Genomic DNA, 18,754 nt, shown 5'->3' with positions numbered 1-18,754 from the left:
TTAGCCGCCGATGGCTGCCTTACGGGCTTCGACGATGACGCTGTAGAAGTCAGGCTTGACGGGAACGTAGCCGGTGAAGTCGCCACCTTCGACGCCTTCGAAGCAGGCCTTGTCCTTCTTCGGCAGGTCGGTGAAGAACGCGGTCAGCTTGGCGGTCATGTCGTCACCGAGCGCGGTGCGCACGACCAGCGGGCCGTTCGGGATCAGGCCCGAGCGCCAGACTTCGACGAAGTCGTTGGGGTCGACGGCGCCCTTGGCGACTTCCTTGTGGAAGGTGCCGGAGGTGTAGCCGTTCTTGAAGTCGCCGATGCCCGAGGAATCGTCCACCGCCACGTCGACCTTGCCGTCGCGGACAGCCAGAACGTTGTTCTCATGGCCGCCATTGAACTGGGTCGAAGCGAAGAAGGTTTCGTTCGAGGCGCCAGTGTCCTTCGGGATCTGGGTCAGCGGGATCAGGTAGCCCGAGGTCGAATCCGGATCGGCATAGCCGAGCTTCTTGCCCTTGGCCGACTTGATGTCGGTGATGCCCGAGGACTTGAGCGCCAGGCCGATCGAATAGTAGCCGGTGGCGCCGTCGGTCTGCTGGGTGGTGAGGATCGGGGTGACCGCCTTCGGGTCCTTGATGTAGACGCTGGCGTAGCCGGAAGCGCCGAGTTCGGCGAAGTCGAGCGTACCGCCGAGCAGGCCCTGGATAACGCCGTCATAGTCGGCGGCCGGGAACAGCGAGACCTTTTCGAAGCCGAATTCGGTCTTCAGGTGGTCGGCCAGGCACTGGTAGTTGCGCAGACGGTCGGTTTCGTTTTCACCGCCGAGGATGCCGACGCGGAATTCCTTGAGGTCGGCCGCGTGAGCCATGCTGGTTGCCATGGCGAGCACCGATACGGCGCCGAATACCATCTTCCTGAACATTTTATCTCTCCTGTAGGTTCCGGCCCCGCGCCGGCAGCGTTCTTGATTTGAAGGTGCCCTTGACGCGGGCTGGCGATCCCAGCCGCTCAGTATCCCGGGAATGCGGGCTCGAGCGGGCTGGCGGATGCTTCGATCTTTTGCTTGTAGGCGATGCTGGTCGAGGTGATGGCCTCGGAGATTTCAGCGCCGTTGGCGTCGGCGCCATAGACCTGGCGCACGGCTTCGCGGTTGAGCGCTTCAGGCGGGCCGTCGAAGACGATTTTGCCGGCAGCCATGCCGATGATGCGGTTGCAGTAGGTGCGGGCGGTGTCCAGCGTGTGCAGATTGGTGACGACGGTGATGCCTTCGCGCAGATTGATGTCCTGCAGCGAGTCCATCACCACCTTGGCGTTGAGCGGATCGAGCGAAGCGATCGGCTCGTCGGCGAGCAGCACCTTGGGCTGCTGCATCATGGCGCGGGCGATGGCGACGCGCTGCTGCTGGCCGCCGGACAGCGTGCCGGCCGGCTGGAGTGCAGTGCGGGCGATGTCGAGGCGTTCGAGCGCGGCGACGGCTTCGGCGCATTCGGCGCGGGTGAACATGCCAAGCAAATTGGAAACGGTCGAACGGTGGTTGAGTCGGCCGAGCAGCACGTTGGTCAAGACGTCGAGGCGCGGCACCAAATTGAACTGCTGGAAGATCATGGCGCAGTCGCGCTGCCAGCGCCTGAGCGGCGAGCCGCGCAGCCGCGAGACTTCGGCGCCGTCAAAAAAAATCGACCCCTGGCTGGGGTCGATGAGACGGTTGATCATGCGAAGGAGGGTGGATTTGCCGGCGCCCGAACGGCCGATAATGCCGACCATCTGGCCCTGCGGGATCGACAGGTCGATGGCGCTGACGGCGGTGTTCTTGCCAAATCGGCGGGAGACGCCGCGGATTTCGAGCGTTGCTGACATGGCGTAACTTTCAGTCCGGTCGCAGTTCGAAGGTCTGTTAACCTTCGCTAGCGCAGCCGCATGAACCTGCGGTGTCGGATTGATGTCAGTTTTGTTACTGCCCACAGGCGCGGGCGGCGGCGATAGTGCGGATGGTCAGCCCAGCACCAGCAGCTCCTCGAAATGCTTCATGTCCTTGAAGTTGCAGAAGGCTGGCGGCTGCAACTCGATCACCTGTGCCCTGCGGGTGAACTCGGCGAGACTGTCGTCGAACAACTCCTGCCACGCGGCAGCCCGGTCATCGGCGAGGCGCTGGATCTGGTAGGCGAAGGTGACGTGGAAGGCGTAGCTGTCGTGATCGGGATGGCGGTAGCCGAACGGCACCGACAGCGCATCGCGCCACGCGCCCATGACGCGCCGGTCTTCCTCGGTTGCGCCAGCAACGGTCAGCCCGGTCGGCACGACTTCGATGACTTCGACATTGAATGCACCGCGGCCCTCAAAGCCCTTGAGCCGCTCCAGATAGAGACTGGTCATGTCGTCGATGCTGGTGTCGAGCGGCACGTCCTGCGGCCAGTAGGGCAGGCGGCGACGGTATTCAATGATGCCCTGGAACAGCGTCATGTGCAGGCTGGAGATCGGCGTGAAGGCCAGCCGGTCGGCATCCGGCATGGCACGCATGCGCTCACGCACCTCGATGACGACGGCCTCCGAAGGCGATCCACTTACGAGATGGCTGACGACGGTGTTGCCAGGCTCAAGCAGGAAGTTGCCCGCTGTGTCGTAGCGGGTGCCGAGATGCACAGGTGGCTTGGGGTTGGTGCCTTCGAAGAAGCCGGCGAGCGAGGGTCTGATGGATTGAGGCATTGCGATCTCCTTGGGAAGACCGCTTCCTGTCCCGAGTCCTGTGTCAGGGATATGAATCGGGCCGGTCTTATGACGATGATGTGATCGGCTATCCGCCGTATTTTTCCAAGAAGGCGTCCGCTTCCAGCTCGCGGAAATCATCGAGCGCGGCGCGCAGCCTGGCGTGGTCCCAGTCCCACCAGGCAAGCGCCTGGTAGCGCTCGGCAGTGCGGCGGTCGAAACGCTCGCGGATCGGCTTTGCCGGCACGCCGCCGACGATGGTGTAGGGCGCGACATCCTTCGACACCACCGCACCCGCACCGACCGCGGCACCGTCGCCGACAGTCACGCCGGGCAGGATGGTCGAGCCGTGGCCGAGCCAGGTGTCGTGGCCGATGGTGACGCGTTTGGCACGGCGCTGGGCGAAGAATTCTGTTTCGTGCTCGGCGTCGTCCCAATAGTCGGAGGCGCGGTAGGTGAAGTGGTGCAGCGTCGGCCGCCATGTCGGGTGGTTGGTGGCGTTGATGCGGACGCTTGCTGCAATGTTGGAGAACTTGCCGATGGTCGCGCACCAGACGGCGCAGTCTTGCATCATGTAGGAATAGTCGCCGAGGATGCTCTCGGACACCCGACTGCGGTCGGCGATCTCGGTCCAGCGCCCCAATGTCGAATTCTCGACCTGCGCCGTCTCATGGACGAATGGCGCTTCCGACAATTTCCGGCTCATGCGGCGATTTTTCCAGCGGCGAAAGAGGTGACGTCGATGATGCGATCGGCGACGGCGTCACGCACATCCAGGTCGTGGAAGATGCCAAGCAAAGCGACACCGGCTGCCTTCTTGGCGGCGATCAGGGCAACCACCACGTCACGGTTTTTCGCATCGAGCGAAGCGGTAGGCTCGTCGAGCAACAGAACCGGATGTTCGGTGATGAAACCGCGCGCGATGTTGACGCGCTGCTGTTCGCCGCCGGAGAAAGTCGCCGGCGGCAGCGCCCAGAGTTTTTCGGGCAGGTTGAGCTGGGAGAGCAAGGCGCGGGCCTTTTCGCGCGCACTCTCGCGCTCTTCGCCGCGCTCGACCAGTGGCTCGGCAACGACATCCAGTGCCGAGACGCGCGGCACGGTGCGCAGGAACTGGCTGACATAGCCGATCGTCTGCCGGCGCACGGCGAGCACCGTGCGCGGGCTGGCATTGGCGAGATCGATCAGGCCGCCCTCATGCTGGACGATGATCTGGCCCTCGTCGACGGCATAGTTGCCGTAGAGCATTTTCAGGATCGAGCTCTTGCCGGCGCCCGAGGGGCCGCCAAGCACAGCGCATTCGCCGGCCCGGATCGAGAACGAGACACCAGCGACGACCGGCAGTTTGATGCCGTCGCGTAGATGCATTGTGAAGCTCTTGGCGACGTCGGAGACAACGAGGGGCGTAGCCATGGTCACACCTGGAGAATCGAGGAAACGAGAAGCTGGGTGTAGGGCGCGCGCGGATCGTCGAGGACGCGGTCGGTGAGACCGCTTTCGACGACGCGTCCATCTTTCATCACCATCATGCGCTGCGACAGAAGCCGCGCCACCGCGAGGTCGTGGGTGACGACGATCGCCGCCAGGCCGAGATCGGTGACCAGGCCGCGCAAGAGGTCGAGCAGGCGTGCCTGCACCGAGACGTCGAGGCCGCCGGTCGGCTCGTCCATGAACACTAGCCGCGGTCCGGTGACGAGGTTGCGGGCGATCTGCAGGCGCTGGCGCATGCCGCCGGAAAAGGCGCGCGGCTCGTCGTCGATACGGTCCTCGTCGATCTCGACGCGCGACAGCCAGTCGACAGCCGTTGCGCGGATCTTGCCGTAGTGGCGGTCGCCGACCGCCATCAGCCGCTCGCCGACATTGGCGCCGGCCGATACCGTCATGCGCAGGCCGTCGGCGGGGTTCTGGTGGACAAAGCCCCAGTCGGTGCGCATCAGGAAGCGGCGCTCGGCCTCGCTCATGCGGTAGAGTTCGCGAAACTGGCCATCGCGCATGCGGTAGCTGGCGGTGCCGGAGCTTGGCAGCAGCCGCGTCGACAGGCAGTTGAGCAGCGTCGTCTTGCCGGAGCCGGACTCGCCGACCACCGCCAGGACTTCACCCGGCCACAGGTCGAAGGTGACGTTCTCGCAGCCGACGCGCGAGCCGTAGAATTTGGACAGTGCTGAGACGCGCAGCAGCGGTTCGTCGGTCATTGCGCCGGCTCCATGGTTTCCGAGGTTTCGGGAGCAAGGTGACCGCGATGGCCATCGGCACGCCGCTTCTCGCAATGGTCGGTGTCTGAGCAGACGAACATGTGGCCGCCATGGTCGTCGAGGATGACCTCGTCGAGATAGACATTCTCGGCCGCGCACAGCGCGCAGGGCTGGTCGAAGGTCTGCACCTCGAACGGATGATCCTCGAAGTCGAGGCTGACGACATCGGTGAACGGCGGCACGGCGTAAATGCGCTTTTCGCGTCCGGCGCCGAACAGCTGCAAAGCCGGTGAGCGGTGCATTTTCGGATTGTCGAATTTCGGCGTCGGCGACGGGTCCATTACATAGCGGCCCTCGACCTTGACCGGATAGGCATAGGTTGTGGCGATGCGGCCGTGTTTGGCGATGTCCTCATAGAGCTTCACATGCATGAGGCCATATTCCTCCAGCGCATGCATTTTGCGGGTCTCGGTCTCGCGCGGCTCGAGGAAGCGCAGCGGCTCGGGGATCGGCACCTGATAGACCAGAATTTGGCCGGCGCTGAGCGGATGCTCAGGGATGCGGTGGCGGGTCTGGATAATCGTGGCGGTTGCCGTGTCGGTGGTGACGGCGACATTGGCGACCTTCTTGAAGAAGGCGCGGATCGAGACGGCATTGGTAGTGTCGTCGGCGCCCTGGTCGATGACCTTCAGCACATCATCCGGGCCGATGATCGAGGCGGTGACCTGCACGCCGCCGGTGCCCCAGCCATAGGGCATCGGCATTTCACGCGACGCGAACGGAACCTGATAGCCGGGGATGGCGATGCCCTTGAGGATCGCCCGGCGGATCATCCTTTTGGTCTGTTCGTCGAGATAAGCGAAGTTGTAGGTGGCGATGTCGGTCATGGCGATCACATCCACATTGTGCTATCGAATTGGCGTCCAGGACGCGCAAACAAGGGCGAAATCGGATGACCCAAACCGGTTGGATGCATCTTGGAATTCTGCTGCTGGCATTCGTCGGCGTGGTCGCTTTTCTTCTTCGAAGAATGGTTCTGCCTGCCCCAAGGGAGGGCGCGCATGGCGAGAACATCGGCGGCAGCGACAATTACGGCGGGGGGTATGGCGGCCATTCCCATGATGGCGGCGGCGGTCATAACGGGTCGGGCGACTAGGCTCATTCCGCGGCCTCTTTCTTTTCTTCCAGCACGTCGGTATTTTCGCGCGCTTCGTACTCGGCGCGCATGCGGCGCACGAGGTCGAGTTCGGCCTGGAAGTCGACATAGTGTGGCAGCTTCAGATGCTCGACAAAGCCGGTCGCCTGGACATTGTCGGAGTGCGAGATGACGAACTCCTCATCCTGCGCGGCGGCGACGACATCCTCTCCCAGTTCGGCAGCGCGCAGCGCGCGGTCGCAGAGCGCCATGGCCATCGCCTTGCGCTCGCTCTGGCCGAAGACCAGGCCATAGCCGCGGGTGAATTGCGGCGGTGCCTTGGCCGAACCCTTGAACTGGTTGACCATCTGGCACTCGGTGACGCGGACCGAGCCGAGCGGCACGGCGAAGGGCAGTTCCGGCACGTCGAGCTCCAGCTCGACCTCGCCGATGCGGACCTCGCCGACAAAGGGATGGTTGCGGGCATAGCCGCGCTGGGTCGAATAGCCGAGCGCCAGCAGAAAACCTTCATCGCCGCGCGACAGCGCCTGCAGGCGGATGTCGCGCGCCATCGGGAATTCCAGCGGCTCGCGGGTGATGTCGCCGGGAACATGGTCCTGCGGCATCTCACCATCCGGCTCGATCAGGCCTTCACGGGCGAGGATCGCCGAGACGCGCGGCATGGCCTGCGCTTCGGTTTCGCGCTGCAGCGGTTCGGCGACGTCGGCGCCGGCGGCAAGCTCGGGATCGAGTAGCCGGTGGGTGTAGTCGAAGGTGGGTCCAAGCAACTGGCCACCCGGCAGGTCCTTATAGGTCGCCGACACGCGCCGCTCGACCAGCATGGCGCCGGTATCGATGGGATTGCTGTAGCCGAAGCGCGGCAGCGTGGTGCGATAGGCGCGGACCAGGAAGATCGCCTCGATCATGTCGCCACGCGCCTGGACGATGGCCAGCGCGGCCAGTTCGCTGTCGTAGAGCGAACCCTCGCTCATCACCCGGTCGACGCCGAGCGCCAGCTGCTCGACGATCTGGTCGAGGCGCAGTGCCGGCACCGAACGGTCGCCGCGCCGGCGGTCGGCGAGCAGGCTGTGGGCATTGGCAATTGCGGCTTCGCCGCCTTTTACCGCGACATACATTTACGCCTCCATCGTCTTGATGCGTGTCGTGCGCGGCAGGCAGGCGATACCGTTGGGTGCCGCCAGGATGATGTCGACGCCGCGTGGAAAGCGTTGGCTGTTCTGCTTCCACTGTTCGACGAAATGACGCGGCATCTGTGCCGGCGCGATGGTGGTAGAGGTTTCGATGCCGGGACCTTCGAGCAGCAGCGGCGCGCCGGAGACGAGATCGCTGACCTGCAGGATCAGCGTCGTCGACCGGTCGGGATAGTCCTGCGTGCCTTGCGAAAAGCCGTCGAGGGCCGCCATCTCCGCCGGGTTGGCGATCACAGCGAAATGCGCATCGGCCGGGGTGTTGGCGAGCGGCGCGCCTGTGTGGAAGCCGAGCCAGGACTTGACCGCCGCGGACCCTTGCAGAGCGGGGTCGAGCCAGAGCGGGGTGTCGTTGTCGCACAGCGCCAGCGCGATGGCGCCGGCGGTGGCCGACAGCGGCGCCGGCGGGCGGGCGAAGGCCGGCAAAGGCTGTACGCTGCCCGGCCGCGCCATGGCGTCCATGACGGCGCGGAAGACGGTCTGGGCGTTGAACACCGGATCGGCGAAACCGCCATCGATCGATTGGGCTGCGATGTCCATCAGTCTTCTCCGCGCACCATGGTGAAGAAATCCACTTTCGTTGCCGCTGTCTCGGCGCGGCGTTTTTCGCGCGCCTCGCCTTGGGCGGCGCGTAGCGGTGCGACCAGCGCGGCCTCGACCGTCTGGCGCTGCGCCGGGTCCTGCCAGAGCGCGTCGGCGATTGCCGCGAGCCTCGCCTTCTTACGGTCGCGGCCGAGCGTGTAACTGTGGCCGACCTGCCCGGAGGGGAGCCGGACGGTGGCGCGCGTGACCGTGGTTTCACCGACATTGAACGGCGCGCCGCCGCCGCCGATGCGGCCACGCACGGTCACCAGGCCGGTTTCCGGCCCGCGCAAAAGTTCGGCTTCAGAGGTCAGGCCGGCCTCGTTCCAGAGCCGGGCGATGTCGTCGCCGCTCGCCTGCGCCAGCGTCGCCATGACGGCCTTGCGCTCGGCCTGGTCGCGGGCTTCCTGTCCTCGCATGGGTAACTCCCTGAATGTGTGAAATTTGTCTAGTGATATAGACAACTATACAAATTATACCTATTATCTAACCCGTGTCCATGACGGGTGGATGACATGGGTGTGATCGGGGGGCAAAAATGGCTGGCCAACAGATGGTGAGCAGCATCGAGCGGCGCAGCGGTGTCTCGCTATGGCGGCAGATCGCCGACCAGATCCTGCATTCGATCGCCGCCGGCGACTTTGCCGAGAATGCCGCTCTGCCGCCCGAAGTGACGCTGGCCGAGCGCTACGGCGTCAACCGCCACACGGTGCGCAGCGCCATATCAGCGCTGGTGCAGGACGGGGTGCTGAGGGCCGAGCAGGGGCGCGGCACTTTCGTCTTGTCGCGCAAGCGGCTGTCCTATCCGATCGGAGCCCGCACGCGGTTTTCGACCGGCCTGCAAGGGCAGACATCGGAACGGCATATCGTGCTGCTCACATCCGCGATCGAGCCGGCCAATCAGCGCGTCGCCGAGGGGCTCAGCCTTGCGAGGGGTACTGAAGTGATCCGGCTGGAGACGCGCGGCGAAGCCGACGGACGGCCAGTGTCGCGGGCTGCCAGCTGGTACGAGGCCAAGCGTTTCGCCGGCATCGATGCCGCGATGGGCGAGACCGGTTCGATCACCGCCTCGCTCCGGCGTTTCGGCGTGGACGATTATCTCAGGCAATCGACAGTTCTGTCGGCGCGCCATGCCGATGCCGCCGACCTTGCCGCCCTCAACCTGCAGCCGGGGGCCATCGTGCTGGTCGCGGTCGCCGTCAACGTCACGCCGGATGGCCGACCGATCCAGTTTTCCGAAACGCGGTTTCCGGCGGAGCGGGTGGAACTGAAGCTATCTGCGCTGTAGCTAACGTCGTCATCCTTGGCGAAGCAGGAGCGTAGCTCCGTCGCGGAGACCCAAGGATCCATGCCGCGATCTCGGGCGAAGAGCGCAGCGGAGCAGAATTCTGCACCGAAGCAACGCTTCGAGGTCACGGCATGGATCCTATGGTCTGCGCCGCGTCGCTTCGCTCCTTGCTCCGCCATAGGATGACGAAGCGAGGGATGTTTCGGCTAGTTGCCAAGGCAGACTCAGAGCGCAACGATCCGCCGAATTCGTGTCGGAACGACGTCTTATCCGATCTCTATCACAGCTTTGATCAGCCCAGATTTCTCGTGCGCCCAGCGCGCGAGATCGTGCGGCGTACCGGCCAGCGTGGTGCGGTGGGTGACAAGTTTTGCCAGCGGCACAGCGCCGTTGCGGATGGAGGCGGCGACGTGGTCGAAGTCGGCTTTGAGCGCGTTGCGGCTGCCGACCAGTGTCATCTCGCGCTTGTGAAACTCAGGATCGGAAAAGACGATATCGTCCTTGACGACGCTGACCAGAACCAGCGTGCCGCCATGCGCGACATGGGCGAAGGCCGACTGCACGGAAGCAGTATTGCCGGTGGCGTCGAAGACGACGTCGAAACCTTCGCCGCCAGTTGCCTCGCTCACCAGCTCCGTTGCCGGTTTTTGTGAGCCGTCGAGGGTGGCGAAGCCGAGTTCGCTTTCGGCAAAATCCAGCCGCTCGCTGCTCATGTCGAGCAGGCTGACATCGAGCCCGGCGATACGGGCAAACAGGGCTGCGCCGAGCCCGATCGGTCCGGCGCCGATGACCAGTGTGCGGGCGCCTGGTTCGGCGCGGGCGCGGCGCACGGCATGTGCGCCGATAGCGAGGAACTCTATCGCCGCGGCATCGGCGAGCGACAGACCATTCGCCGGATAAAGATTCTCGGCCGGCACCAGGATCTGCTCGGCCATGGCGCCGTCGCGATGCACGCCGAGCACTTCGATCCTGACACAGCAATTCGGCTTGCCCTGGCGGCAGGCGATGCATTTGCCGCAAGCGAGATAGGGGTTGATGATGACGGGCTCGCCGACGGACAGGTCAATCCCTTCGCCGGTCTCGACGACGGTGCCCGACACTTCGTGGCCCATGATGCGGGGATAGGCGAGGAACGGGTGCTTGCCTTCGAAGATGTGGTAGTCGGTGCCGCAGATGCCGACATGGCTGACGGCGACCAAGGCCCAGCCGGCAGGCGGCGCGCCGGGTGCGGCGCGGTCTTCCAGGACAAGGTCGCCGGGTGAGCGGCAAACGACGGCTTTCATGTGCAATTCCAGTGTTCAAAAAGGCGCCGGCCCGTTGAATGATCGGACCGGCGCAGAAGTCAGGGAGGATTCATTTGCTGCGACGGCGCAGCCCGTCGAAATAGACGATGATGATGATCAGTGCGCCGGTGATGATGCGCTGCCAAAACGAGTTGACGTTGAGCAGATTGGCGCCGTTGTTGATCGTGGCCAGGATAAAGGCGCCGAGCAGCGGACCATGCACCGAGCCGACGGCGCCGAACAGCGAGGTGCCGCCGATCACCGACGACGCGATCGCCTGCAGTTCCCAGCCCTCGGCCTGGGTCGGATTGCCGATGCCGATGCGGGCGGCGAGCAGCACGCCGACGAAGGCGGCGCAGAGGCCCGACAGTGTGTAGGCCATGTAGATGGTGCGCTGGACGTTGACGCCGGACAGGCGCGAGGCCTCGGCATTGGACCCCACCGAGAAGAGATAGCGGCCCCAGCGGCTGTGGTGGAGGAAGATGTAGGCCGGAATGCCGACCAGGATCACCATCCAGAACAGATTGGGGATGCCGATAAAGGAGTTGCGCGAGAATGCCGTGAAGCTATCGCTGTTGATGTTGATCGAATTGCCGTTGGTCATCAACAGGCCGATGCCGCGCAGCGAGGTCAGAGTCGCCAGCGTGATGATGAAAGGCGGCAAGCCCATCTTGACGATGCCGAAGCCATGGAACAGGCCGATGGCGACGCCAACCAGCAGTGTCGCCAGAATGGCGACCCAGATCGGGAAGCCGGCATTGATCATCATGGCAACGATGACGGTGGCGAAGCCGACCACGGCGCCGACCGACAGGTCGATGCCGCCGGTGATGATGACGAAGGTCTGGCCGACCGCCATGATGGCGATCATCGAACCCTGGCGCAAAAGGTTGGCGATGTTGTTGGAGGAGGCGAAGCTCGGCGTCGCCACCGACAGAACGATCCAGAGCAGAACCAGCAACGCCAGAAGTGTCAACCCGAACAGGACGTTGTAGTTCCGTTTCGGCTTTTCGGCTGCAATCGCCTCGGTGCTCATATCTGTCCTCCCAGCTTTTCTTGTTTCTCGGCGAGCGCCTGCGTGAGAATGTCCTCGTGATTGGCGGTGCGGAACCCATGTGTGGCCACAAGTTTGCCGCGCCGGAACACGTGCAGCGTGTCGGCGAGTTCATAGACCTCCGGCAAATAGGACGAGATCAGGATGATGCCGGCGCCCTTGGACAGAAGCTCCCCGAACAGGCGGTAGATCTCGGCCTTGGTGCCGACATCGACGCCGACCGTCGGCTCGTCGAAGATGAACAGCTTGGCGCCGTGCGCCAGCCATTTGCCGATGACGATCTTCTGCTGGTTGCCGCCGGACAGGCTGGAGGCCAGCGCACCGCGCGTCGGCGTCTTGATGCGGAGACCTGCGATCTGGCGATCGGCCTCGGCCTTTTCCTTCGCGCCAGAGATCAGCAGGTTGCTGGAGATGCGCTTGTAGATCGGCAGATTGAGGTTGAGGCCGACCGGCAGGTTCAGGCACAGGCCCTGGTCGCGGCGGCTTTCCGGCGCCAGCGCCATGCCGAGCTTGATCGCGTCATGCTCGGAATTGATGTGGACCGGCTTGCCTTCCCAAAGGACCTGGCCGGCGGACTTGTGATGACGGCCATAGAGCGTGGTGACGAACTCGCTGCGCCCGGCGCCGATCAAGCCGTAGAGCCCGACGATCTCGCCGGCGCGCACCGTCATCGAGACATTTTCAAAACCCTTGCCCGACAGGCTTTTCGCTTCGACGATCACGGCGCCCGGGGTGAAATGCTCCTTGTGGTAGACCTGCTCGATCGAGCGGTTGATCATCATCTTGACCAGCTCGGCGTCGTTGGTCTCGGCAATGTTCCTGGTGCCGACCAGCGTGCCGTCGCGCAGCACTGAGACGCGGTCGGCGAGTTCGAACACCTCTTCCATGCGATGGCTGATATAGATGATGGTGACGCCTTCGCCTTTGAGCCTGCGGATCAGCGTGAACAGCTGGTCGGCTTCCTTGCGGGTGAGATAGGCGGTCGGCTCGTCGAAGATGAGGAATTTCGTGCCGCGCACGGTGGCGCGGGCGGCGGCGATCAGCTGCTGCTGGCCGATGGTGAGGTCACCCAGCATGACATGCGCCGGCAGGTCGAAGCCGAGACCGTCGATGATCTTCTGCGCTTCCTTGACCATGGCGCGCTGCTGCAGGATGCCGAAGCGGGAATTCTCCTCGCCGAGGAACATGTTGGCGGCGACGGTGAGATGGCGGCAGAGCACCACCTCCTGATGCACGGCGTTGATGCCGAGCGCCATCGCTTCATGCGGGGTCGCCAGCGCTGCCGGCTTGCCCTCCCAGATGACATCGCCGGAGGTGCGCGGCATGACGCCGGTCAGAAGCTTGATCAGGGTGGATTTACCGGCGCCGTTTTCGCCGACGATGGCGTGGATCTCACCTGCCTTGAAGGCAAGGTGCACCGGCTTCAACGCATGTGTGCCGGGATAGCGCTTTTCCAGCCCATGCAGTTCGAGGATCGTCCTGCCTGGCTCCAGCGTCGGGGCCGGGTGCAGTTCCTGCGCCGTGGACGTCATGACAATCCTCCCAGATTGGTCTTACGATTGGCACGCGGCGAGGCAAGGGATGCCTCTAAAATCAGCCTAGCCGAAGCCTGTATATTGCCAAGCCGTTTGTGCCGGCGGCCGGTGTTTCCGGGGCGCGAGGCCCCGGAAACGATTTGGATTGACGGGCTCAGAGCTTCGGGTTGAGCAAGGCGTCGATCTTGGGGTCTTTCATGTTGGCCTTGGTCACCAGATTGGCGCCGGTGTCGACATTGGCTTCGACCTTCTCGCCCTTCGAGGCGGCGAGCGCGGTCTTGATGCCGTCATAGCCCATCCGGTAGGGGTCCTGGACGACGAGCGCGGAAATGACGCCGTCATTGAGGAACTTGATCAGCTTCTCGTCGCTGTCGAAGCCGACCAGCGCCAGCTTGCCGCCAAGGTTGTTTTCAGCGACAGCCTGACCGACGCCCTGCGCCATGATCAGGTTGGACGCGAAGATGCCCTTGAGGTTCGGGTTGGCGGTGATCAGGTCGGTGGCGATGTTGAGACCGGTCGTTGCCTGGCCGTCGGCATATTTGTCGGCGACGAGCTTGAGGCCCGGATATTTCGCGGCCAGCTGCTCGGTGAAGCCCTGCTTGCGCTGCTCCAGCGAACCGGCGCCCGGTGCGTTGGTGATCAGGGCGACGTCGCCCTCGATCTTGCCGCCATTGGCGGCGCCGATGGCTGCTGCGAGACCGTCGGCGGCGACGCGTCCGCCCTGGACATTGTCAGTGGTCAGGAACGAGGTGAAGGCCTTGGAGTCGGCGCCGGAGTCGATGCCGATGACCTTGACCTTGCTGGCTGCTTCATCGATCGGCTTGCCGAGCGCCTTGAATTCGGTCGGGGCGATGACGATCGCGGCCGGGTTGCCGGCGACGGCGTTCTCAAGGATCGAGACCTGGCCGTTGACGTCGGTTTCAGCCTGGGCACCAAGTTCCGGCACGTTGACGCCGAGATCCTTGCCGGCCTTGCGGGCGCCGGCCAGAACGATCTGCCAGTAGAAGGACGTGGTGTCCTTGACGATGATCGGAATGGTCACATCCGCCGCCGAAGCCGGCGCCGTGTGCAGCGCGCCGGCAAGCATCGAGGCGGCTGCAAGCGCCACAAGTGAGCGGCGGTTGAGAATGCTGGTCACGAATTTCATTAGGAATCCTCCCTAGATCGCCCGGTGAAGGTTACGGAAGCTCCATTCGGATAGGCGCGGCCCAAACAGAACTTTATCAATAAAAAACAGTTGCCGCTTTTTGATAGTGCATCGGTCCGGCCGACGCAAGCGGTGTTTCATATCGGCCTGCGCATGGCTCGGCGAAGAAGCCTCCCGCCGATCCTCAATGCCACGTCCAGACGCTCCCGATCCTCCTTGATCATCATGGAATATTAATTCCACTCTCTAGTCAATATGGAATGTTCATTCTTTCTTGAGGATCGCGTGATCGTGGCGTTTCGTCAGCCGAGCTCCTGCACGATGGTGTAGGGAGCGTATTTGGCGAATTCCGCTTGCGGCACCTTGATGTCGAACAGGTCGAGGTTGCGTGTCAGGTTGGCAGGCTTTGCCGTTCCGGTTAGCACGCTGGCCACGACAGGCTCGTGCAGCGGAAACTGCAACGCCGCTGCCGCCAGCGAATAGCCACCCTCGGTGGCAATTTTCTCCATCGCGCCGACGCGCTCGAGTATGTCCTGCGTCGCCGGCACATAGTCGAAATGCGCGCCGTTCACCGGCCCGGTCGCCAGGATGCCGGAGTTGAAAACGCCGCCGATGATCAGCGAGGTCTGCCGCTGCCGGCAGAGCGGCAAAAGGTCGGCTTCGGCCGAGCGGTCGAGCAGCGAATAGCGACTGGCGAGCAGGATACAGTCGAGCGGGGCGCGGCTGAGCACGTCGAGGCAGATTTGCACCTCGTTGACGCCGAGCCCGTAGGCGGAAATGATGCCCGACGATTTCAGCTCGTCCAGCGCCTTCAGACCGCCATCCATCAGCTGGCGAAAGTGCAGCTTCGTCTTCTCGACGCCATGCGTGTAGGTGCCGATGTCGTGAACAAACAGGATGTCTATCCGGTTCAGCCCGAGCCGCGCATAGGAGAACTCGACCGAGCGCATGATGCCGTCATAGGAATAGTCGTAGTCGAGCGCGAAAGGCAGCGGGTCGACATAGGAGTGATCGGGAACCTGGTCTTCCGGTACCGGGCGTAACAGCCGCCCGACCTTGGTCGACAGCACATAGGAGTCTCGCGGCTTGTAGCGCAGGAAATCGCCGGTCCGGCGTTCCGACAGGCCAAAGCCATAGAATGGCGCGGTGTCGAAATAGCGCAGGCCGGCCTCCCAGGCGGTCTGCAGCGTCTCCATCGCCGCTTCGCGCGGACAGGCCCGGTAGAGCCCGCCGATCGCCGCCCCGCCGAAGCTTATCTCGGTGACCTCGAGCGCAGTCGTGCCGATGCGGCGTTTGTCCATCCAAAGCCTCCCCTTGCCGGTTCTTTCGACCGGCTCTGTTCTTGACGGTGTTTACAGTGTCGCGCCGAGGTGCCACGGCACGAACTCGTTGTCGCCGTAGCCGAACGCCTCGCTCTTGGTCTTGCGGCCCGACGCGGTTTCGACGATCAGTTCGAAGAGCTCGCGGCCCATGCCGGCGATGGTCTTTTCACCCGAAGCGATGACGCCGCAATTGACGTCCATGTCCTCTTCCATCTGGTGGTACATGGTCGAGTTGGTGGCGACCTTGATCGACGGCGTCGGCCGGCAGCCGAAGCAGGAACCGCGGCCGGTGGTGAAGACGATGATGTTGGCGCCGCCCGCCACCTGGCCGGTTGCCGAGACCGGGTCGTAGCCGGGCGTGTCCATGAACACCAGGCCGCTGCCGGTGACCTTCTCGGCATAGCCGAAGACGCCGTTGAGCGGCGTCTGGCCGCCCTTGGCGACGGCGCCTAGCGACTTCTCCAGAATGGTGGTCAGGCCGCCACGCTTGTTGCCGGGCGAGGGGTTGTTGTCGATCGAGGCGCCATGCTTGGCGACGTGATCCTCCCACCACTTGACGAACCCGTCGAGCTTCTTGGCGATCTCCGGCGTTGCGGCGCGATAGGCGAGCAGATGTTCGGCGCCATAGATCTCCGTCGTCTCGGACAGGATGCCGATGCCGCCGACGCCGGCCAGGATGTCGACGGCGGCGCCCAGTGCGGGATTGGCTGTGATGCCCGACATGCCGTCGGAGCCGCCGCATTGCAGGCCGACGACGATCTCGCTGACCGGGATCGGCTCACGCTGAAACTGGCCGACTTCCTCGGCGATTTCAGCCAGCACGCCCATGGCCTTTTCCACCGATTTGCGCGAGCCGCCGGCATCCTGGATGTTGAAATGGCGTTTTCCCGCCGCCGCACCCTTCTGGCCGTAAAGGGTAAGCTGATTGACCTCGCAGCCCAAACCGACCATCAGCGCGCCGCCGAAATTCGGGTGGCGGGTGTAGCCGGCGAGCGTCCGGTGCAGCACCATCATGCCGTCGCCGGTGCCGCTCATGCCGCAGCCCTGGCCATGGACGATCGGCACGAAACCGTCGATCCCGGGATATTTCGGCAACAGCACGCGATTGGCTTCGTCGGCAATGGCGTGGCAGACGGTGGCCGAGCAATTGACGCTGGCAATGATGCCGATGAAGTTGCGGGTGCCGGCACGGCCATCGGCGCGGCGGTAGCCCATGAAGGTGCGGGCGCGATCGGCCTCCGTCGCGTGCTCGGCCTCGCTCGGCGGCACCACCGGCAGGCGGCCGGACTCAAAAACCAGATTGTGCGAATGGACATGGTCGCCGGGCGCGATGTCCTGCGTGGCGCGACCGATGGCCTGGGCATACTTGACCACCGCCTCGCCGGTGGCGATAGGCTTGATCGCCACCTTGTGGCCGGGCTCGATCAAGGCCGTGGCGACGGCGCCGCCGGGCAGAGCGGTGCCGATCTCGATGCGGCCATTGGCGACCGCGACATTGTCGGCGGGGGACAGAAGAATGCTGTTCGAGGCGTTCACGGGCAGTTTCCTGGGTCTGTTCCTGGGGGGATGCGCGGATTGACACGCGTTTGTTTACATATAATGTCTTTTATCGGGAAAAAACATTTGTGCGTCAATTGTTTTTTCAGGAGGAGACCAAGCGTCCGATGGACGCCTGGGTTGCAGGGAGCGGCGTCTGGCACGCAAAGCGTTTTGCTTTGCCGGGTCATGCGCTAGGACATGTGTGATATCGCGCTTCAAGCCAGCCACAGCAAGCGCCGGCGCGCAACGGGGCAGGGATGTCGAAGAGCAACAACGTCTACAAGGACGCTTACAACAGGGGTCTGCGGCTGCTCGGTGAGACGCAGAGCCTGCCGTCCGAGCCGGAGCTGGGAACTCTGCTTGGTGTCAGCCGCACCACCGTGCGCACCATCTTGGCGCGCATGGAAGAGACCGGGCTGATCGCCTGGAACAAACGCAGCAAGACAGTGCTCAGGGCACCGAAGCCGGACGATTTCTTCCCCGAAGAAGAGACCGACACGCTGGCCCAGATCATCGAGCGCTCGTTCATGCGCAGGCTGCTTGCCGGCGGCGCCGAGGCCGGCATGCAGATCAACGAGCTCGAGCTGGCGCGCGAGATCGGCGTCGGCACCACCAGCGTGCGCGAATTCCTGATCCGATTCTCCCGCTTCGGCCTGATCGAGAAGCGGCGCAACAGCCATTGGGTGCTGAAAGGCTTTACCCGCGCCTTTGCGCTCGAACTCACCGAAATCCGCGAGATGTTCGAGATACGCTCGGCGGCGGCCTTTGCCGCCTTGCCGCAGGACAGTCCGGTCTGGGCCGATCTCGACCGCCTGGAGGACGAGCACCGGCTTCTGGCCAGCGAGATCGCCACCCGCTTCAACGAATTCTCGGAGCTCGACGAGCGCTTCCACCGGCTGATCCACCGGGCGTCGCACAACCGCTTCATCGTCGATTTCTACGACGTCATCGCCATGATCTTCCACTACCACTACCAGTGGAACAAGGCGCAGGAGCGGGAGCGCAATGAAGTCGCGGTGAGCGAGCATCTCGCCTATATCGCAGCGCTGAAGTCGCGCGATCTCGGCAAGGTCGACGCCGCCTGCCGCAAGCATCTCAAGTCGGCGCGCAACACGCTGCTGACCTCGATCCCTGAAATTGGCGGCCGCCCGGTTTCCTGAGCGAGCGACGTCCGAAGGGACGCTATGTGCTCAAGGTCTTTGCCTATGCATGTCGTTATCCCAAAACCGCTGCGCACTTTTGGGCGACATGCATTGAACGCGCCGCGTTGCCGCAGCGATGATTTGGCGATTTTCCGGCCGCGTGGCACGTGCTAGGTATCTGCCGTCGCTGCGTGAAGAGGCAGATCTTTGAACATCCGGCGTAAGAGATGGAGCATGACGGCCGCGTTTGTCGCGGCCTGTGTGTTGCTGCTCCAGTCGACGCTCGGCGTGTTTGCTTTCGGCATTGCGCCGGATGCGTCACAGATCGACGCCTTCGGCAATGTCATCTGCACCCATGAGGGAGCGGTTAAGCTTCCCGGCGGCGATCCGCACCAGCAGCACATGCCGGCATGCTGCATGCTCGGCTGCAGCATGGCTTTCGTGGCCTATGCGCCGCCGGCCGGCGCCGGCATAGCGCCGGCCAGCCTGTCCTTTGAGACCGTCGCCTTTGTGCTTGCTTCTGTCAGGCATCCCGACGTCACGCGTGAGCGCTCTCCGGCCAATCCGCGCGCGCCGCCGCTTGCGGGCTGAAAACTGGCGCTCGCCCTCGCGTAACCTGCACAGGCGACAATCATCCAAT

General features: G+C 63.8%; 20 protein-coding genes. 4 read left to right on the top strand and 16 right to left on the bottom strand.

Going from position 1 to position 18,754, the window contains the following annotated elements; genetic code table 11:
* The 7 genes from phnD to AC1D1B_RS28160 form a co-directional block, all read right to left on the bottom strand.
* Entirely contained in the window at window positions 1-909 is a 909-nt protein-coding gene (gene phnD, locus AC1D1B_RS28190) for a phosphonate ABC transporter substrate-binding protein (RefSeq protein ID WP_477266796.1), read from the bottom strand.
* Between the two features lie 86 nt (window positions 910-995).
* Entirely contained in the window at window positions 996-1,844 is an 849-nt protein-coding gene (phnC, locus tag AC1D1B_RS28185) for a phosphonate ABC transporter ATP-binding protein (RefSeq protein WP_477336368.1), read from the bottom strand.
* A gap of 135 nt (window positions 1,845-1,979) precedes the next feature.
* Window positions 1,980-2,690, bottom strand: coding sequence for a DUF1868 domain-containing protein (locus AC1D1B_RS28180; protein ID WP_477336366.1), 711 nt, complete (start codon window positions 2,688-2,690; stop codon window positions 1,980-1,982).
* 88 nt (window positions 2,691-2,778) lie between these two features.
* On the bottom strand, window positions 2,779-3,396 hold the full coding sequence (locus tag AC1D1B_RS28175) for a DapH/DapD/GlmU-related protein (RefSeq protein WP_477336364.1): 618 nt from the start codon (window positions 3,394-3,396) through the stop codon (window positions 2,779-2,781).
* On the bottom strand, window positions 3,393-4,100 hold the full coding sequence (gene phnL / locus AC1D1B_RS28170) for a phosphonate C-P lyase system protein PhnL (RefSeq protein WP_477336362.1): 708 nt from the start codon (window positions 4,098-4,100) through the stop codon (window positions 3,393-3,395). Before phnL ends, AC1D1B_RS28175 begins: the two co-directional genes overlap by 4 nt.
* 2 nt (window positions 4,101-4,102) lie before the next feature.
* Window positions 4,103-4,879: a phosphonate C-P lyase system protein PhnK gene (gene phnK / locus AC1D1B_RS28165; RefSeq protein ID WP_065009749.1), complete on the bottom strand. Its 777-nt coding sequence runs from the start codon at window positions 4,877-4,879 to the stop codon at window positions 4,103-4,105.
* Complete coding sequence (locus AC1D1B_RS28160; RefSeq protein WP_477336360.1) at window positions 4,876-5,766, bottom strand: alpha-D-ribose 1-methylphosphonate 5-phosphate C-P-lyase PhnJ; 891 nt, start codon at window positions 5,764-5,766, stop codon at window positions 4,876-4,878. Before AC1D1B_RS28160 ends, phnK begins: the two co-directional genes overlap by 4 nt.
* Window positions 5,767-5,831: 65 nt before the next feature.
* Between AC1D1B_RS28160 and AC1D1B_RS28155 the strand changes: the two genes are divergently transcribed.
* The gene (locus AC1D1B_RS28155) at window positions 5,832-6,035 is read left to right on the top strand and encodes a hypothetical protein (RefSeq protein WP_477336358.1); all 204 of its coding nucleotides are present in this window, start codon (window positions 5,832-5,834) and stop codon (window positions 6,033-6,035) included.
* Between the two features lie 2 nt (window positions 6,036-6,037).
* On the opposite strand, the gene AC1D1B_RS28150 is transcribed toward AC1D1B_RS28155, so the two are convergent.
* The 3 genes from AC1D1B_RS28150 to phnG are packed head-to-tail and all read right to left on the bottom strand — an operon-like array spanning window position 6,038 to window position 8,223.
* Window positions 6,038-7,150: a carbon-phosphorus lyase complex subunit gene (locus AC1D1B_RS28150; protein WP_477336356.1), complete on the bottom strand. Its 1,113-nt coding sequence runs from the start codon at window positions 7,148-7,150 to the stop codon at window positions 6,038-6,040.
* Window positions 7,151-7,762: a phosphonate C-P lyase system protein PhnH gene (gene phnH / locus AC1D1B_RS28145; protein ID WP_477336354.1), complete on the bottom strand. Its 612-nt coding sequence runs from the start codon at window positions 7,760-7,762 to the stop codon at window positions 7,151-7,153.
* Complete coding sequence (gene phnG, locus AC1D1B_RS28140; RefSeq protein ID WP_477336352.1) at window positions 7,762-8,223, bottom strand: phosphonate C-P lyase system protein PhnG; 462 nt, start codon at window positions 8,221-8,223, stop codon at window positions 7,762-7,764. Before phnG ends, phnH begins: the two co-directional genes overlap by 1 nt.
* Before the next feature lie 119 nt (window positions 8,224-8,342).
* On the opposite strand from phnG, the gene phnF reads away from it, so the two are divergent.
* Window positions 8,343-9,092 (top strand): phosphonate metabolism transcriptional regulator PhnF, encoded by a 750-nt coding sequence (gene phnF, locus AC1D1B_RS28135; RefSeq protein WP_477336350.1) that lies wholly within the window; start codon window positions 8,343-8,345, stop codon window positions 9,090-9,092.
* A 266-nt stretch (window positions 9,093-9,358) separates the two neighbouring features.
* On the opposite strand, the gene AC1D1B_RS28130 is transcribed toward phnF, so the two are convergent.
* The 6 genes from AC1D1B_RS28130 to AC1D1B_RS28105 form a co-directional block, all read right to left on the bottom strand.
* Window positions 9,359-10,375 (bottom strand): zinc-binding alcohol dehydrogenase family protein, encoded by a 1,017-nt coding sequence (locus AC1D1B_RS28130; RefSeq protein WP_477336348.1) that lies wholly within the window; start codon window positions 10,373-10,375, stop codon window positions 9,359-9,361.
* 70 nt (window positions 10,376-10,445) lie between these two features.
* On the bottom strand, window positions 10,446-11,411 hold the full coding sequence (locus tag AC1D1B_RS28125) for an ABC transporter permease (RefSeq protein ID WP_477336346.1): 966 nt from the start codon (window positions 11,409-11,411) through the stop codon (window positions 10,446-10,448).
* Window positions 11,408-12,961 carry a sugar ABC transporter ATP-binding protein gene (locus AC1D1B_RS28120; protein ID WP_477336344.1) on the bottom strand — a complete coding sequence of 518 codons (1,554 nt, stop codon included), beginning with the start codon at window positions 12,959-12,961 and terminating at the stop codon, window positions 11,408-11,410. The genes AC1D1B_RS28125 and AC1D1B_RS28120 overlap by 4 nt, the downstream gene beginning before the upstream one ends.
* Before the next feature lie 157 nt (window positions 12,962-13,118).
* Window positions 13,119-14,111 carry a substrate-binding domain-containing protein gene (locus AC1D1B_RS28115; RefSeq protein WP_477336342.1) on the bottom strand — a complete coding sequence of 331 codons (993 nt, stop codon included), beginning with the start codon at window positions 14,109-14,111 and terminating at the stop codon, window positions 13,119-13,121.
* Between the two features lie 302 nt (window positions 14,112-14,413).
* The gene (locus tag AC1D1B_RS28110; protein ID WP_477336340.1) at window positions 14,414-15,412 is read right to left on the bottom strand and encodes an aldo/keto reductase; all 999 of its coding nucleotides are present in this window, start codon (window positions 15,410-15,412) and stop codon (window positions 14,414-14,416) included.
* 51 nt (window positions 15,413-15,463) lie between these two features.
* Window positions 15,464-16,969, bottom strand: coding sequence for a UxaA family hydrolase (locus AC1D1B_RS28105; RefSeq protein ID WP_477336338.1), 1,506 nt, complete (start codon window positions 16,967-16,969; stop codon window positions 15,464-15,466).
* A gap of 260 nt (window positions 16,970-17,229) precedes the next feature.
* Between AC1D1B_RS28105 and AC1D1B_RS28100 the strand changes: the two genes are divergently transcribed.
* Window positions 17,230-18,132, top strand: a complete 903-nt coding sequence (locus AC1D1B_RS28100; protein WP_477336336.1) for a GntR family transcriptional regulator — start codon at window positions 17,230-17,232, stop codon at window positions 18,130-18,132.
* Window positions 18,133-18,348: 216 nt separating this feature from the next.
* Entirely contained in the window at window positions 18,349-18,705 is a 357-nt protein-coding gene (locus tag AC1D1B_RS28095; RefSeq protein ID WP_477336334.1) for a DUF2946 family protein, read from the top strand.
* Window positions 18,706-18,754: the final 49 nt, after the last annotated feature.

This window comes from Mesorhizobium sp. P2_C5_2, from assembly GCF_056404535.1.
The sequence above is the reverse complement of the archived record's forward strand: the minus strand, read 5'-3'. Positions and strand labels throughout refer to the sequence as shown.

Bases quoted from the DNA above. Each gene is read 5' to 3' on its own strand.
- phnD (WP_477266796.1), bottom strand. From the start codon at position 909: ATGTTCAGGAAGATGGTATTCGGCGCCGTATCGGTGCTCGCCATGGCA.
- phnC (WP_477336368.1), bottom strand. From the start codon at position 1,844: ATGTCAGCAACGCTCGAAATCCGCGGCGTCTCCCGCCGATTTGGCAAG.
- AC1D1B_RS28180 (WP_477336366.1), bottom strand. From the start codon at position 2,690: ATGCCTCAATCCATCAGACCCTCGCTCGCCGGCTTCTTCGAAGGCACC.
- AC1D1B_RS28175 (WP_477336364.1), bottom strand. From the start codon at position 3,396: ATGAGCCGGAAATTGTCGGAAGCGCCATTCGTCCATGAGACGGCGCAG.
- phnL (WP_477336362.1), bottom strand. From the start codon at position 4,100: ATGGCTACGCCCCTCGTTGTCTCCGACGTCGCCAAGAGCTTCACAATG.
- phnK (WP_065009749.1), bottom strand. From the start codon at position 4,879: ATGACCGACGAACCGCTGCTGCGCGTCTCAGCACTGTCCAAATTCTAC.
- AC1D1B_RS28160 (WP_477336360.1), bottom strand. From the start codon at position 5,766: ATGACCGACATCGCCACCTACAACTTCGCTTATCTCGACGAACAGACC.
- AC1D1B_RS28155 (WP_477336358.1), top strand. From the start codon at position 5,832: ATGACCCAAACCGGTTGGATGCATCTTGGAATTCTGCTGCTGGCATTC.
- AC1D1B_RS28150 (WP_477336356.1), bottom strand. From the start codon at position 7,150: ATGTATGTCGCGGTAAAAGGCGGCGAAGCCGCAATTGCCAATGCCCAC.
- phnH (WP_477336354.1), bottom strand. From the start codon at position 7,762: ATGGACATCGCAGCCCAATCGATCGATGGCGGTTTCGCCGATCCGGTG.
- phnG (WP_477336352.1), bottom strand. From the start codon at position 8,223: ATGCGAGGACAGGAAGCCCGCGACCAGGCCGAGCGCAAGGCCGTCATG.
- phnF (WP_477336350.1), top strand. From the start codon at position 8,343: ATGGCTGGCCAACAGATGGTGAGCAGCATCGAGCGGCGCAGCGGTGTC.
- AC1D1B_RS28130 (WP_477336348.1), bottom strand. From the start codon at position 10,375: ATGAAAGCCGTCGTTTGCCGCTCACCCGGCGACCTTGTCCTGGAAGAC.
- AC1D1B_RS28125 (WP_477336346.1), bottom strand. From the start codon at position 11,411: ATGAGCACCGAGGCGATTGCAGCCGAAAAGCCGAAACGGAACTACAAC.
- AC1D1B_RS28120 (WP_477336344.1), bottom strand. From the start codon at position 12,961: ATGACGTCCACGGCGCAGGAACTGCACCCGGCCCCGACGCTGGAGCCA.
- AC1D1B_RS28115 (WP_477336342.1), bottom strand. From the start codon at position 14,111: ATGAAATTCGTGACCAGCATTCTCAACCGCCGCTCACTTGTGGCGCTT.
- AC1D1B_RS28110 (WP_477336340.1), bottom strand. From the start codon at position 15,412: ATGGACAAACGCCGCATCGGCACGACTGCGCTCGAGGTCACCGAGATA.
- AC1D1B_RS28100 (WP_477336336.1), top strand. From the start codon at position 17,230: ATGTCGAAGAGCAACAACGTCTACAAGGACGCTTACAACAGGGGTCTG.
- AC1D1B_RS28095 (WP_477336334.1), top strand. From the start codon at position 18,349: ATGACGGCCGCGTTTGTCGCGGCCTGTGTGTTGCTGCTCCAGTCGACG.